The organism is Exiguobacterium sp. s143 (assembly GCF_018618895.1).
Lineage (GTDB): Bacteria > Bacillota > Bacilli > Exiguobacteriales > Exiguobacteriaceae > Exiguobacterium_A > Exiguobacterium_A abrahamii.
The window spans coordinates 246283-260429 of the sequence record NZ_JACSMX010000003.1 but is presented as its reverse complement, the minus strand read 5'-3'; the positions used below and the strand labels follow the sequence as shown (position 1 = coordinate 260429).

Below are 14147 nucleotides of genomic sequence, written 5' to 3'. Positions count from 1 at the left end.
TCCTTCACATGAGAGTAGAGACGGGTTTCATCGCCTCGAATGGATTTTTACACGATTTACAGTAGAGAATACTTCGACATGCTGTCGGTCCGAATAAGTTTTCCATCGTCACATACGTCGATCCACAATACGGACAGTCAATCTCCCACTTCCCTTGCTCAAACCGAGGAGGAGCGATGCCGAATTCCTTCAATCCTTGCATGCCTTGTTCCGTGATCCGGTCCGATGTCCACGGTGGATCAAACCGGAACTGGACGTCGACCTGTTCGACATTCGGAATCACCTGCAAGGCGGATTCGGTGTTTTTTTTGATGATTTCAAGCGCCGGACAACCGAGGAACGTCGGGAGAAGCGTGACGCGCACTAGGTAACCATGCTCCGTCGCTTCCGCGTCCATCGTCTCGACCATGCCAAGATCTAAAATACTGACGCTATCAATTTCCGGATCCTTCACCCCATTCAGGGCTTCCCGGATTGCATCCTGGAGTGTCGTCGTCATGCTTCCCTCTCCTTTCACCACGTCGCCGTCTGATCGATCAAGTAGACTTCTCCGAGTGTCGCAAGCGCGTCGTTCAAATCTTCCGTGTGATCGCCGTCCCGCCCGTTACGCGTCATCTGCATTTCCGGAAGCGTCACGTTCAATTCGACGAGTAACGGTGTGATCGTCTGATACCAACGATCGAGTAAAATGCCTTGCCCTTCGATTAACCGCATCTCTTCGATCAATTGACCGTGTTCGCCATAATCGAACATGTCACCGAAGTCATAGAGGACTTTTTCTAGGGCTGCATCCATCTTCTGCCGCGCCGTCTCCGTCGATTGATAAAGCTGGGTAAACCACGTTTGCCAGTGCAGCAAATGATAGTACAACTCCATGTTGATCTTGACGGCAGCCGTAGCGAGTGGCTCGTAACTGCTCGACTTCAAAGCATCAATCCGGATCTTTTTCGCGACCGTGTAGCAATAGTTCCGTACGACGGCGAATGCCCAGTCATATTCAGGCTTCTCCATGTAGTAGCCAGGTCCGTTGACACGTTCGACGAGAATCGAATTCTTTCGTTCATGCGCCAGTCGGACATGAGCTAATGCATCAGCATTTCCTTCGCCAAGTTCTTCGAGAAGTTGGTAATACATCGCCGCGTGTCCCATCGAATCTTGCGCAATCGACGACGAAGCGACGTCCTCTTCGATATGCGGTGCGAGTCCGAGCCATTCCGAACCACGATACGCGTAAAGGAAATCATCATCCGCGAGTTGATAGAGTAAGGAAGCGAGTGCCGTCCGTTCTTGTTCCGTCATTTGGAATCGCCTCCTTGCCAAGACATGATCTCTTTTTCATCGAGCATCTGTTGCTCGTAATGACGCCATTTTTTCTTCAAGTAGCCGTACCCTTTCGTCGTCCGGTAGTCCTTATTATCAAGGCGTTGTAACATCTGCTTCTCATCGGGTGATAAACCACGGATATCTTCGCGTTTGACGACCCAGATGTCGACGACCGGTTCCCGGCGCATGAAGTTTTCTTGCGCCATCAACAGTGCCATCTCCTTGTTCGGAGCGAGCAAGCTGAATTGATGGGTGAACGCCGCGTTTGGCGTCCGTTTGCTAAAGACTTCGAATTCGTGATAAAACGTCTCGTTCATCGTGCTTTCCCCTCTCATGCCTTCGTTTCAGCGAGTGCATCCCGTACCCAGGCGTTATTTTCATAAGATGTCCGGCGCAAGTCCAGTCGCTCTTTCGAACGTGGTCCTCCCCCTTGGATGATCGTCTTGAATTTTGTCCAGTCTGGCTGTGCATATTCCCACTGCCCTGTCTCTTCATCAAAACGTAACGTCGGATCCGGAATGACGAGTCCGAGTGAACGAATCCGTGGTACGTACTTCGTAAAGAAGTTTTGCCGTAACTCTTCATTCGTTTTCGTCCGAATCTTATAGGCGATCGTCACGTCCTGTTTCGATGTCCCGGTCGTCTCTTTCGAGGCTGGTCCAAAGAACATCAACAAGGATTCCCACCACTCATCCAGTGATTCCTGAATCATCGCCCGCTGTTCCGGTGTTCCTTCCGCGAGTGCCATAATGATCGACTCTCCGTGTTGCGCGTGGAAGACTTCCTCTGCACAAATGCGTTGCAAAGCCCGTGCGTACGGTCCGTAAGAAGCACCGAGCATGTTCGTCTGCGTGATGATTGCCGCGCCATCGACGAGCCAACCGATCATCCCGGCATCAGCCCATGACCGCGTCGGCATGTGGAAGACGTTATGGAACTTCAATCGTCCCGTGAATAAATCGTCCATCAAATCCCCACGTGTCTTGCCATATGGCTTCATCAAATCTTCGACGACACGAAGCAACAGTTGCCCGTGTCCCATCTCATCCTGGACCTTTGCCATGATGCCAAGCTTCCGACGAAGCGATGGTGCTTTTGGAACCCATTCTTTTTCCGGAAGCGCACCCATGATTTCACTGATACCGTGCATCGAAATCAATTTGATCAGCGTATCCCGGTAAAAAGCAGGCATCCAGTCATCGGCTTCGATCTTTTCACCTTGCTCAATCCGTTCCTTAAAGCGTGCTAATTTTTCTTCTTCCGTCAGTTGGACTGGTTCGAACAGTTGTGTTGCATCATACATGCTAGTTCCTCCTTTGAATCAGACGAGTGATGTCGAGCGTCGATCAACGATTCGAACGGCTTTCCCTTCCGATCGTGGTAACCCTTGATGCGGGTGACAGACGAGATCAATAGAAATGAGACATTCCGACTTGATGGCGTCACATATCGAACGCCTTTGTTGCTCCGAGATATTTTCGAATTCGATATGTAGCTCAACGGCATCGAGTCCCGCTTTACGCACGAGATGGATTTGATAATGCGGCGTCACGTCCGGTTGTTGGAGCAAGACTCGCTCGATTTCTGACGGAAAGACGTTGACCCCTCGGATGATCAGCATGTCGTCTGTCCGACCTTTGACACGTGACATCCGTGTCGTCGTCCGACCACAAGCACACGCCTCATGCGTGATCGATGCTAAGTCACCCGTCCGGTAGCGAATAATCGGAAGCGCTTTCTTTTTCAAGCTTGTAAAAACGAGTTCCCCGACCATGCCATCTGGTACCGGTTCCCCCGTAACGGGATCGATGACTTCCGTAATGAATAAGTCATCCATGATATGCAGACCTGCCTGCTCCTGACATTCCATCGCGACACCTGGTCCCATGATTTCACTGAGTCCATAAATATCGAATGCCTGTAGATCAAAGGTCTGTTCGAGTGTCTGCCGCATCTCTTCCGACCAGGGTTCAGCTCCGAAGATGCCGTAACGCATGCTTGTCTTGCGTGGATCGATCCCCCGTTCGATCATGCGTTCTGCTAATCGCAAGATATAAGAAGGTGTCCCACAGATGCCATCCGGTCGGAAATCCTCGATCAATGTGATTTGGCGATCCGTATTGCCGCCGGAAATCGGCAAGATTGTCATACCTAGTTTTTCAGCACCTGCATGAAGACCGAGTCCACCTGTGAACAGTCCGTAGCCGTATGCATTGTGCAACAAGTCGGCTGATGATCCACCGGCTAAGACTAAGCTCCGTGCCACGGCACCTGCCCAGTCGTCTAAATCTTCTTGCGTATACCCGACGACAGTCGGTTTACCACTCGTACCAGACGAGGCGTGAATTCGGGTGACCTGTTCTCGTTCGACGGCAAATAGCCCGAACGGATAATGATCGCGTAAATCTTGCTTGCATGTGAACGGAAATTTTCGTAGATCTTCGATCGTTTGAAAATCATGTGCCGTCATCTGCAATGTATGCAGACGTTCTTGATAGAACGGGACGCGCGTGACGTGTTCCATCGTTTGACGTAATTGCTCCATCTGCAGTTGCTCCCGCGTTTGCGCATTCATCGTTTCGTGATGTTGATCGTACATACCTGCACCTCCTCATCATGTATACAATAATTAAACGGTCGTTTATTTTTAGTTATATGTTTAACGTACGATACGTTCACAATGTTGTCAATCTTGTTTTGTTAAATGCTCCCAAACGATTCTCACTTTATCACTTCAACGCACCTTACCAGTAAATCAATTGGCTTATAAAGCTATTTTTCATGATCGAGAGTCTTTTTTTGGAAAATATTTCTGAAATGATTTGCTCATTTTGTAACGGGTTGATAAAATATCGTGTGACAAGTGTTATACTATTTTTGGTAAGACCACTTGATTGAATGAGGATTCGTTGTAGTGAAGGGGGATCACGATGAAACCAGGTTTAGCTGTCGGGGATACAGCAGAGATTCAAGCGGTCGTCTCGCAAGATATGTTTGCACGGTTCGAAGGTCAATTGGTTCATCCAGCATACTCCACCGTTTCGATGGTCTACCATATGGAATGGGCAGCACGTCAACTCATCCTGCCTTACCTAGAGGCAGGCGAAGAAGGTGTCGGGGGCGCGGTTTCGTTGAAGCATCTTGGCATGGCAGCAGAAGGCGCACGATTGATCGTGACCGCTACAGTAACACGCGTCACAGCACGTCGCGTTGACGCTGACATCGAAGTCCGAGATGGACAATCGATCATCGGTACAGGAGAAGTGACACAATTCATTTTAGAAAAAAGCCGGATTCAAGAAAAATTGCAAGTGAATGCTCCAACAAAATGAAAGCGCTTACTTATATTTGATAGAGGAGGACTCTACTATGAACATGTTAAACCCATCTACGAATCCAACGCTCTCGATCATGGAAAAAATCGCGGGTCACGAACAAGTCGTCTTTTGCAACGATCCTGTCTCAGGGTTACAAGCAATCATCGCCATCCACGATACGACGCTCGGCCCCGCTCTCGGTGGTTGCCGCATGGCGCCTTACGCTTCTGTCGATGAAGCACTTGACGATGTCCTCCGCCTGTCGCGTGGCATGACGTATAAATGCGCTGCCGCTGATGTTGATTTTGGTGGCGGTAAAGCCGTCATCATCGGCAATCCGGCAACGGATAAATCACCAGAGCTTTTCCGCGCCTTTGGTCGTTTCGTTGATTCGCTCGGTGGACGTTTTTACACCGGAACGGACATGGGCACGACGATGGATGATTTCGTTCACGCTAGCCGGGAAACGTCACGGATCGTCGGCATTCCGGAAGCCTTTGGCGGGAGTGGTGATTCATCGATTCCGACGGCTGAAGGCGTCGTCTACGGACTGCGGGCGACGATCGAGATGTTATTCGGTTCGGACGACTTAAGTCGCGCGACTTATGCGATTCAAGGACTTGGAAAGGTCGGCTTCAAGGTTGCAGAACAACTGTTACTCGCCGGTGCGACGATTTATGTTTCAGACGTCAACGAAGCAGCGCTCGCAGCAATCGTGACCCAAGCCGAAATGGCACCTGGCACGGTTCGCGTCGTCTCGCCTCACGAAATCCATTTAACAGACGCTGATATTTTCGTTCCATGTGCATACGGTGGTGTCATTCACGCTCAAAACATCGCGCTCTTACCGTGCAAAGCCATCTGTGGTTCGGCGAACAATCAACTTGCAGATGAACAGCTCGCTCACGTCTTGATGGATCGCGGCATCTTGTATGCACCAGACTATATCGTCAACGGTGGTGGGTTGATCCAAGTTGCTGACGAACTGTACGGAGCAAATCATGAACGGGTTCTCCTGAAGACGCGTCACATCTATGACGCAGTACTCGAAGTCTTCAAGGAGTCGCAAGCAGAGAACATCACGACGGTAGAAGCCGCGAACCGGATGTGTGAAAAACGGATGCAAATCCGAGCAAAACACAACAACATCTTCACGAATACGACAAAACCAAAATGGGATATCCGTAACCACTGAAGGAGGGACTGACATGGAGCAACATTTTCCGATTCAACGCATCATCGATGAAGAAGGTCGTATCATCGACGCATCAAAAGAACACGATCTGACGAAAGAGCTCGCCATCACCCTATATGAACAGATGCACCGGATCCGGACGTTCGACCGGAAGGCGATCAACTTACAACGCCAAGGGCGCCTCGGCACTTATGCACCGTTCGAAGGACAAGAGGCGGCGCAAGTCGGTAGTGCACTTGCGTTGTCCGATCAGGACTGGTTATTCCCGACATACCGAGATCACGGTGCGACGTTGACGTTCGGTGCCGACATGGTGCGGACCCTTCTCTACTGGAACGGGCGCGTCGAAGGTTGCGTGCCGTCTGAGAAACACATCTTCCCTCCTGCCGTACCGATTGCGACGCAAATTCCGCATGCCGTCGGTGCCGCATGGGCAGAAAAACGAAAAGGTACGACGAACGTTGCGGTCGCCTACTTTGGTGACGGGGCGACGTCTGAAGGCGACTTCCATGAAGGAATGAACTTCGCGAGTGTCTTCCAAGCACCAGTCATTCTGTTCAACCAAAACAATCAATTCGCGATCTCTGTCCCGATCGAAAAACAGATGCATTCCGAAACGATCGCACAAAAAGCGATTGCCTACGGGATGCCAAGCGTCCGGATCGATGGGAACGATGCATTTGCCGTCTATTTCACGATGCAAGCAGCCGTTGCGCGTGCCCGATCTGGCGGTGGACCAACATTGATTGAAGCCGTCACGTGGCGATTTGGTGCGCATACGACAGCAGACGATCCAACGAAATACCGTGATCAAGCCCGCTCGCGTGACCGGGTCGATCCGCTCGATCGACTTGAACAGTTCTTACAACACCAAGGCTACTTTGACGAAACCTGGATGCAACAGCTACAGGAACGGCACCAAGCAGAAGTCGAAGCGGCAGTAACTGCGATGGAGCAATTCAAGGCACCAGACGTCAATGATTTGTTTGACCATACGTACGCGACCTTACCGGTTGATGTCCAGCAACAAAAAGAAGCGTATCTGCTAGCAAGGGGGAAATGAGATGGCAACACCAATCAATCGTCAAACAGAGATGACACTCGTTCAAGCTGTCACGGATGCCCTGCGGACAAAATTGTCGGAGGATGAGACGACACTCGTCCTTGGAGAAGACGTCGGAAAAAACGGTGGTGTCTTCCGAGCGACGGACGGCTTACAGGAAGAGTTCGGGGAAGACCGAATCGTCGATACACCGCTTAGCGAAGCCGGCATCGTCGGTACGTCGATCGGTCTTGCCATCAATGGCTTTAAACCGATCGTCGAGATTCAATTTCTTGGCTTCATCTACCCTGCCTATGAACAAATCATGACGCACGTCTCCCGGATCCGGATGCGGACGATGGGACGGTACAGTGTGCCAATGGTCATTCGTGCGCCTTATGGTGCCGGCATCCGGGCACCGGAAATCCATTCCGACAGCACAGAAGCACTCTTTACATCGATGCCTGGTCTCAAGGTCGTCTGTCCGGCGACGCCATACGATGCAAAAGGGTTATTGATTGCTGCGATTGAAGATCCAGATCCCGTGTTGTTCCTTGAGTCGATGCGCAGTTATCGCTCATTCAAAGAAGTCGTACCGAGCGAATCATATACCGTTGAAATCGGAAAAGCGCGCTGCGTCAGCGAAGGGACGGACGTGACGTTGATCGCCTGGGGAGCAATGGTTCAAGTAGCCCAAAAGGCAGCAACGGCTGCTCAGGAACGCGGGATTTCTTGCGAAGTACTCGACTTACGGACGCTTTATCCGCTTGACCGGGAAACGATTGCTGCTTCCGTTCAAAAGACGGGTCGTGCCGTCATCGTTCATGAAGCCGCAGCAATGGGTGGTCTCGGTAATGATCTCGTGACATTGATCAACGATACGGCATTTCTTTATTTACGGGCACCGATTGCCCGCGTGACCGGTTTTGATGTTCCGGTTCCGCTGTTCGCCCTCGAAGACCATTACATTCCGACGCCAGAACGTGTCCTTGCGACGATTCAGCGTACGGTCGAGTTTTAAGGAGCTGAATGCCATGATCGAAGTTAAATTACATGATGTCGGTGAAGGAATGACAGAAGGTGAAATCGCCCATTACCTCGTCCAAGTCGGAGACCATGTCACGACGGATCAACCGGTCGTCGAGGTCGCGACCGATAAGATGGTCGCCGAACTACCGGCTCCTGTTTCCGGGATCGTCAAGGAAATCATCATCCCGGTCGGTCAGACGGTGCAAGTCGGTACGACATTATTGCACATCGAAGCAAGTAACGCTTCCGACATGCCGGTCGCGGTAACACCTGAAGCGTCGTCCGCTCCTGAACCAGCATCGGTTGCTGTCACTGCCCCACCTGTTCAAGTTTCTCCAGCAAAACGGGTCCTCGCGACACCATATACACGAAAAATCGCTCGTGATCACGGGATTGATATCGAAGCTGTCACGGCTTCCGATCCATCGGGTCGCGTCTCGGAGGACGACGTGCTTCGCTTCGTCCAGGCTGCTACTACCCCACAAGAGACAGCTACGCCGATCATTGAAGAGGTCACGTACCAAGAAACCTTACCGGAAACGATTCCGTTTCGCGGCATTCGCAAGCAAATCGCGAAAAAGATGACCCAGTCACTTTACACGATTCCCCATGTCACTCACTTCGAGGAAGTCGATATGACGCGTTTGCTCGCACTACGTGCCGAATGGAAAGCAGCTGGACGAAACATCAACGTCAACGCCTTCTTCATCAAAGCCTTGATTGTTGCCTTAAAAGAGTATCCTGTCTTTCATGCCAAGCTCGATGAAACAAATGCATGTATTCGATTAGAGCAGGATTTCCATTTTGGCATGGCAACGGAAACACCGGACGGGTTGATGGTTCCGGTCATCCGTCATGCCGATCAGCTTTCACTGACGGAACTGCATGAACAATTGGTTGCGCTGCAACAACGTGCTCAAAACGGTGCCTTGCGCGCAGCGGACTTAAAACCAAGCACTTTTACGATGAGTAATGTCGGTCCACTCGGTAGTACGGGAGCAACACCGATCATCAACTATCCGGAGACAGCACTGATTGCCTTCCATAAGACGAAAAAACGAGCCTGTGTCGATGAGAACGATCAAATCGTCGTTCGCTCGATGATGAATTTGTCGATGTCGTTCGATCATCGTGTCGCGGACGGGGCAACGGCTGTTGCCTTTACGAACCGATTCGTGTCACTGATTGAACATCCGACCACCCTACTTTTGGAGTTGATCTAACATGGTTGTTGGCGAACTTACACAAGAACGGGATCTCCTGATCATCGGTGGAGGTCCCGCAGGTTACACGGCAGCGATTCGCGCCGCACAAGGCGGTCGAAACGTTACATTGATTGAACAAGCTGAACTCGGTGGACTTTGTCTGAACCGAGGCTGTATCCCGTCCAAGGTCTATGCGCATGCGGCAGAAGAGATGTTACGCTTGCCGCACCTTGAAGACCTTGGATTCACCACTTCTGCTGTCCATGACTTCAGCAAACTGAATGCTTACCGAAATCGCGTCGTGCAGCAATTACGTCAAGGGGTGGTCGCCCTCTGTCAGGCGAACCAGATTGAGCATATCTCTGGTGCAGCTTCCTTCCTGTCAGAGGACCGAATCGGCGTCGAGTCGGGACATCAGTTCGATACGTACCGGTTCCAGGACGTCATCATTGCGACCGGTAGTCACAGCATCCAGCACGAGGAATCGTGCCGTTTGAATGCCGAACAGCTTTATCAACTCGAGCAACTACCAGAGAGCTTATTGATCATTGGGTCTGACACGTTAGCACTCGAAGCGGCCGCCTGTTTCCATGCACTCGGGACAGAGGTGACGTTGTTCGCGGATCAATTCTCACTCGAACCAAGCCTTGAAAAGGAACTGAAGCGGACATTCAAAAAACAAAAAATCCGTCTCGTGTCGGATGTCGTGACACGTATCGAGGCTTCATCGGACGCGACCGTCACCGTCATGAAAAACGGAGAAGAAGTCGCCTATCAGGGTGCTTATCTGTTCCAGTCTCTTTCCCGGATCCCGAACAGTTTGACACTCGGTCTCGAACGGATTGGTGTGACGCTTACAGAAGACGGGACGATTCTAGTTGACGCAACTGGACGAACGAATCAACCGCATATTTACGCAATCGGTGATGTCACACCGGGTCCACAGCTCGCCATCCGTGCGATTCATGAAGCGAAGCGGACGGCAGCGCATCTGTCCGGTCAAGACGTCGATTCAACGACACCGTATTATCCGACGGTTCTACGGACCTTCCCACCGATTGCTTCGGTCGGGATGACAGAACAAGAAGCAGTCGAAGCCGGGCATGCTGTTCAGAGCGGACAATTCCCACTGAATGCAAACGGAGCGACGACGATTGAAGGTGGCAGTGGGTTCGTCAAGGTCATCGCTGATGAGCAAACATCACTGATCCTTGGTATTCACATGATCGGGGACGATGCTCATCGTCTCGTCGGACAATTCACTCAAGCACTGGAACTGACAGCAAAACGGGAGGATCTCCTCTTCCCTGTCATGGCACATCCGAGTCGAAGCGAAGCTTTGACGGAATCGATGGAAGCCTTATTTGGTCAATCGATCCATCTTCCACCACGTCAACAGGTCGGTTCGCGCGCGTAATCGAAAAGAGGTACCTCTGCGTCAGAAGCACATCTTTTGGATTCATCACTTCATTTCGTGTAGAAAGGAAAACATGTCATGGAACTGTACTTCACTCGTTTGCACTGGAATACGCATACGTTTCCGGTCGCCGCTACAGCAGATGGTCTCTGTTATGTCGGCGCTTGGGATGAACCGGAGGATTTATTCGACGACTGGTCGCGGAAACACTTCCCGCGAGCCGATCGGATTGCTTCTGATACCGCGCTTGCTCCGTATACGGAGCAGCTACTGGCTTATCTAAATCAGCAGTCGACGACACTGTCCTTTCCAATCGCACCAGTCGGTACCCCGTTTCAACTTGAAGTCTGGAATGCTTTACGCGCGGTACCATACGGTCAAACCGCCACCTACTCCGATATCGCGGAACGTCTCTTCCGGCCGAACGCGACTCGCGCGATTGGCACGGCAATTGGGAAAAATCGATTACTGCTTGCGATTCCGTGTCACCGGATCATTGGCAAAAAAGGCGATCTGCTCGGCTATCATGGCGGTCTGAATATGAAGCGGACACTACTCGCGCTCGAGCAACGCCTCTGATTCTCGTCCCTCTTCGCTGAAAGATAGAGCGAACAGAATCCCGAACGGATCGCGGACTTGCGCATACCAACCTCCAAAGTCTGCTACATCAAGGGGTGTGACGATTTGACCGTCTGTCGTTAATCGTAGATACACTTGCTCGAGCTCTTCAAGCGACGTAAAAGTCAACAACAGATGGAGCGAAGAAGAGGTATTCGGCGCGGCGCTCTCGTCCCAGAGCATCAATTCAAACGCACCATTGGATAAATGTGCGTGGTAGACGGTATCTCCTGCTTCATCGAGTAAGAGACGACGACGTGTCATCGCAAATACGTTTTCGTAGTAAACGATCGCCTGCTTGGCTTGTCCCGAAAAAACGAGACAAGGAGTAGCGGCATACTGCATGGAAAGCCCTCCTTTCATTATGGTTTAGTATCACCTTTCGCACTTTTCTTCCCGATTTCCTTTTATACACAAAAAGCCCCACTTTCCTGTCCAACCAGACACGGAAAGTGGGGCTTCTTCTTCGAATCCATCAAGATATTACGCCAAAGCGATAAGCTGTTTTCCAGTGATATATCTCACCGGGTGACAACAAGATTGATGGAAAATCGGGTTCATGGACTGCATTCGGATGGACTTGTGCTTCAAGGCATAAACCAAGTGATGGTCGAGCCGGAACACCATGAATCGTATAATCTGTCAGCAGTTGCGTTCCCGTATAGAGCACGACCGCCGGCTGATTCGTTGTCACGTCGACGAAACGACCGGACACCGGATCTTCAAGTCGAAGTGTGTCATCCCGCAACACGAAGGGATGATCATAGCCGTTTCCAACAGCAATCGTCTCGGGATGCTCAAGCGTAATCCCGTCACGAATCGACTGACCGTTCCGGAAATCGAACGGGGTTCCAGAGACATCCCATTGTTCCCCTGTCGGCAAGCCGTCTGGCTGGACCGGTAAGTAGCAGTCGCTTGGTAACGTCAAGACATGATCCAACACATCCCGCTTCGCATTTCCCGATAAGTTGAAGTACGTATGATTCGTCAGATTGAGTGGTGTCGTCTGATCCGTCACGGCCGTCATCTCAAGCGTCAGTGTTGTTCCCTCTAATCGATAATATACGTCGAGTGTGACCGTTCCCGGATAACCTTCTTCTCCATCCGGACTGTTCAAGCGCAAATGGAACAATGTATCCGTCGCTTCAATGACATCGAACCATGCTTGATCGAATCCGTGAATCCCCCCATGCAAATGATTCGCGCCGTCGTTTGCGACGAGCGGATAGTCCTCTCCCGCTACTTCGAAGCGTGCTTGTCCGATTCGACCAGCGACGCGTCCGACGATTGCCCCGAAGTAAGGCGAGTGCTGTTGATAATCTTTCACCGTTTCAAGACCGAGGACGACACTTTCCAAATGCCCCTCCCGATCGGTCGTCCGGATATCTTGGATGATGCCGCCGTAGTTCCAGAGTGTCACTTCGATGCCTTCCTGGCGTAACGTATGTCGGATCAACTCTTTCTCAAGTAGTTGTGTCATCGTTGTTCCTCCACCGGTTGGCGCGTCACGAGTTGAACGAATCGCCCGAACGCCGCCTGACCTTCTTCCGTCTGTTTAAAGACGCCACAGTCTTCGAGACCACGTACGAATTTCGCAGCGACCGCTTGCTCGACGTACATCGTGACATCTTGACCGTCATACGCTTGTTTTAGTTCTTGCGCCCAGTCAGCATGAGCGACAGCCACTTCGTCGACTTCACCTGTGATGAACTGTTCGACCTGTTGCAATTCTTGGAGCAGGCGTGCCGGTAAAACTGCCAGTCCCATCACTTCGATCAAGCCGATATTTTCCCGCTTGATGTGGTGAATATCGGCATGCGTATGGAAAATACCGTCCGGATGTTCTGCTGACGTCCGGTTGTTCCGTAAGACGAGATCGAGCTCGAATTGTCCATCACGTTGACGGGCGATCGGCGTCACCGTATTGTGTCGCGTCTCACCGGTATGTGAACGGATCTCTTGGCTCTCATCCGTATACGTCAACCACGTCTCATAGACGGTCGTCGCAGCATCGAGTAGTGCCGACGCATCTTCACTCTTCAGACGCAACACACTCAGTGGCCAGTGTAAGGTTTCACCAGTGACTGTCGGCTGATCCGGGAACATAAAAGATGTTAAAGCGTTTGCTCGGTCCATCGCAAACGTATAACGACCGCCCTGATAATGATCATGCGTTAGAATCGATCCGCCGACGATCGGCAGGTCCGCATTCGAACCAGCAAAGTAATGCGGAAACTGCTCGACGAAAGCGAGCAGGCGTGCAAAGGCATCCCGATTGATGACCATGTCACGATGTTCCTGTGACAAGATGATGCTATGTTCGTTGTAATAGACGTACGGTGAGTATTGTAATGCCCACGGTTCTTCCATCAGCGTCAGCGGAACGATTCGGTGATTCGCACGAGCTGGATGATTCGCACGGCCCGCGTAGCCGACGTTTTCGACGCACAACAGACACGTTGGATAGTTCGACGCCGTTGGTGCCTCCGTCCGAGCTGCTGCGATTTCACGTGGATCTTTTTCCGGCTTCGATAAGTTGATTGTGACATCGATCGTCCCGTAAGCCGTCTCTGCTTGATAGCGTTTATTTTTAGCAATCCGTTTCGTTTGAATGTAGTTACTTGCTTGACTGAGCTGATAAAAATAATCCGTCGCCGCTATCGGTGATTCAGCGTACAGACGACGGAATGCCGCCGTCACGTCAGACGGACGGGCGACGAAGATATCCATCACATCTGCTGCGAACTGCTCTTTGTCTTCAAAACGCGCCGGCAACTGTCCACTTACGATCAACACTTCAATCATGTCATCCAAGATATCTGGAATCGGGCGAGATGGTACGTCTGCCTGTTCTTCAAAATCGGCTTGACCGACCCGCGCTAGAATCCGGTTTCGGGCGTAGATCGCATCTTCCGGTTCAATCAAGCGTTCCTGGATTGCTTGCGCTACTAACTGTTGGATGAGTTCATTCATCGCCGTCACTCTCCTCATTCTGTCTCTC

Annotated in this window: 15 protein-coding genes; 7 read left to right on the top strand and 8 right to left on the bottom strand. The window is 51.3% G+C overall.

The annotated features are described in order from the left end of the window. Positions 1-4 precede the first annotated feature (4 nt). From paaD to KNQ03_RS12615, 5 genes are read right to left on the bottom strand one after another with little or no spacing between them, the layout of a single operon-like run. Positions 5-499, bottom strand: a complete 495-nt coding sequence (gene paaD, locus KNQ03_RS12635; protein ID WP_035399031.1) for a 1,2-phenylacetyl-CoA epoxidase subunit PaaD — start codon at positions 497-499, stop codon at positions 5-7. Between the two features lie 14 nt (positions 500-513). Further along, complete coding sequence (paaC, locus tag KNQ03_RS12630; protein ID WP_023466993.1) at positions 514-1299, bottom strand: 1,2-phenylacetyl-CoA epoxidase subunit PaaC; 786 nt, start codon at positions 1297-1299, stop codon at positions 514-516. Beyond that, entirely contained in the window at positions 1296-1640 is a 345-nt protein-coding gene (gene paaB / locus KNQ03_RS12625) for a 1,2-phenylacetyl-CoA epoxidase subunit PaaB (protein ID WP_023466991.1), read from the bottom strand. Before paaB ends, paaC begins: the two co-directional genes overlap by 4 nt. A 14-nt stretch (positions 1641-1654) precedes the next feature. Beyond that, positions 1655-2626, bottom strand: coding sequence for a 1,2-phenylacetyl-CoA epoxidase subunit PaaA (gene paaA / locus KNQ03_RS12620; RefSeq protein ID WP_087681930.1), 972 nt, complete (start codon positions 2624-2626; stop codon positions 1655-1657). Between the two features lie 18 nt (positions 2627-2644). Continuing rightward, a complete protein-coding gene (locus tag KNQ03_RS12615) occupies positions 2645-3922 on the bottom strand; it encodes a phenylacetate--CoA ligase family protein (protein WP_214725027.1) in 1278 nt (425 codons plus the stop codon). A 331-nt stretch (positions 3923-4253) separates the two neighbouring features. Between KNQ03_RS12615 and KNQ03_RS12610 the strand changes: the two genes are divergently transcribed. From KNQ03_RS12610 to KNQ03_RS12580, 7 genes are all read left to right on the top strand, one after another. Next, positions 4254-4655 carry a thioesterase family protein gene (locus tag KNQ03_RS12610; protein ID WP_075642678.1) on the top strand — a complete coding sequence of 134 codons (402 nt, stop codon included), beginning with the start codon at positions 4254-4256 and terminating at the stop codon, positions 4653-4655. A 37-nt stretch (positions 4656-4692) separates the two neighbouring features. Further along, positions 4693-5835: a Glu/Leu/Phe/Val family dehydrogenase gene (locus KNQ03_RS12605; RefSeq protein WP_050678955.1), complete on the top strand. Its 1143-nt coding sequence runs from the start codon at positions 4693-4695 to the stop codon at positions 5833-5835. Positions 5836-5848: 13 nt separating this feature from the next. Further along, positions 5849-6898 carry a pyruvate dehydrogenase (acetyl-transferring) E1 component subunit alpha gene (gene pdhA / locus KNQ03_RS12600; RefSeq protein WP_214725025.1) on the top strand — a complete coding sequence of 350 codons (1050 nt, stop codon included), beginning with the start codon at positions 5849-5851 and terminating at the stop codon, positions 6896-6898. Between the two features lies 1 nt (position 6899). Next, on the top strand, positions 6900-7898 hold the full coding sequence (locus KNQ03_RS12595) for an alpha-ketoacid dehydrogenase subunit beta (RefSeq protein ID WP_058265564.1): 999 nt from the start codon (positions 6900-6902) through the stop codon (positions 7896-7898). A gap of 13 nt (positions 7899-7911) precedes the next feature. Continuing rightward, positions 7912-9129 carry a dihydrolipoamide acetyltransferase family protein gene (locus tag KNQ03_RS12590; RefSeq protein ID WP_214725023.1) on the top strand — a complete coding sequence of 406 codons (1218 nt, stop codon included), beginning with the start codon at positions 7912-7914 and terminating at the stop codon, positions 9127-9129. A 1-nt stretch (position 9130) separates the two neighbouring features. After that, positions 9131-10528, top strand: a complete 1398-nt coding sequence (locus tag KNQ03_RS12585; RefSeq protein WP_214725021.1) for a dihydrolipoyl dehydrogenase family protein — start codon at positions 9131-9133, stop codon at positions 10526-10528. Between the two features lie 78 nt (positions 10529-10606). After that, entirely contained in the window at positions 10607-11107 is a 501-nt protein-coding gene (locus KNQ03_RS12580) for a methylated-DNA--[protein]-cysteine S-methyltransferase (RefSeq protein ID WP_064300599.1), read from the top strand. Here KNQ03_RS12580 and KNQ03_RS12575 read toward each other — a convergent pair. The 3 genes from KNQ03_RS12575 to KNQ03_RS12565 all read right to left on the bottom strand — a co-directional run bounded on the left by KNQ03_RS12575 (position 11081) and on the right by KNQ03_RS12565 (position 14119). Beyond that, the gene (locus KNQ03_RS12575) at positions 11081-11491 is read right to left on the bottom strand and encodes a VOC family protein (RefSeq protein ID WP_214725019.1); all 411 of its coding nucleotides are present in this window, start codon (positions 11489-11491) and stop codon (positions 11081-11083) included. The genes KNQ03_RS12580 and KNQ03_RS12575 overlap by 27 nt on opposite strands. A gap of 130 nt (positions 11492-11621) precedes the next feature. Beyond that, complete coding sequence (locus KNQ03_RS12570) at positions 11622-12626, bottom strand: aldose epimerase family protein (RefSeq protein WP_214725017.1); 1005 nt, start codon at positions 12624-12626, stop codon at positions 11622-11624. Next, positions 12623-14119, bottom strand: a complete 1497-nt coding sequence (locus KNQ03_RS12565) for a UDP-glucose--hexose-1-phosphate uridylyltransferase (RefSeq protein WP_214725015.1) — start codon at positions 14117-14119, stop codon at positions 12623-12625. The genes KNQ03_RS12570 and KNQ03_RS12565 overlap by 4 nt, the downstream gene beginning before the upstream one ends. Positions 14120-14147: the final 28 nt, after the last annotated feature.

Excerpts from the sequence above, each read along its gene's own strand:
- paaC (WP_023466993.1), bottom strand. The coding sequence starts at position 1,299 with ATGACGGAACAAGAACGGACGGCACTCGCTTCCTTACTCTATCAACTC.
- paaD (WP_035399031.1), bottom strand. The coding sequence starts at position 499 with ATGACGACGACACTCCAGGATGCAATCCGGGAAGCCCTGAATGGGGTG.
- KNQ03_RS12585 (WP_214725021.1), top strand. The coding sequence starts at position 9,131 with ATGGTTGTTGGCGAACTTACACAAGAACGGGATCTCCTGATCATCGGT.
- KNQ03_RS12605 (WP_050678955.1), top strand. The coding sequence starts at position 4,693 with ATGAACATGTTAAACCCATCTACGAATCCAACGCTCTCGATCATGGAA.
- KNQ03_RS12610 (WP_075642678.1), top strand. The coding sequence starts at position 4,254 with ATGAAACCAGGTTTAGCTGTCGGGGATACAGCAGAGATTCAAGCGGTC.
- KNQ03_RS12590 (WP_214725023.1), top strand. The coding sequence starts at position 7,912 with ATGATCGAAGTTAAATTACATGATGTCGGTGAAGGAATGACAGAAGGT.
- KNQ03_RS12575 (WP_214725019.1), bottom strand. The coding sequence starts at position 11,491 with ATGCAGTATGCCGCTACTCCTTGTCTCGTTTTTTCGGGACAAGCCAAG.
- paaA (WP_087681930.1), bottom strand. The coding sequence starts at position 2,626 with ATGTATGATGCAACACAACTGTTCGAACCAGTCCAACTGACGGAAGAA.
- KNQ03_RS12595 (WP_058265564.1), top strand. The coding sequence starts at position 6,900 with ATGGCAACACCAATCAATCGTCAAACAGAGATGACACTCGTTCAAGCT.
- KNQ03_RS12615 (WP_214725027.1), bottom strand. The coding sequence starts at position 3,922 with ATGTACGATCAACATCACGAAACGATGAATGCGCAAACGCGGGAGCAA.
- pdhA (WP_214725025.1), top strand. The coding sequence starts at position 5,849 with ATGGAGCAACATTTTCCGATTCAACGCATCATCGATGAAGAAGGTCGT.
- paaB (WP_023466991.1), bottom strand. The coding sequence starts at position 1,640 with ATGAACGAGACGTTTTATCACGAATTCGAAGTCTTTAGCAAACGGACG.
- KNQ03_RS12570 (WP_214725017.1), bottom strand. The coding sequence starts at position 12,626 with ATGACACAACTACTTGAGAAAGAGTTGATCCGACATACGTTACGCCAG.
- KNQ03_RS12565 (WP_214725015.1), bottom strand. The coding sequence starts at position 14,119 with ATGAATGAACTCATCCAACAGTTAGTAGCGCAAGCAATCCAGGAACGC.
- KNQ03_RS12580 (WP_064300599.1), top strand. The coding sequence starts at position 10,607 with ATGGAACTGTACTTCACTCGTTTGCACTGGAATACGCATACGTTTCCG.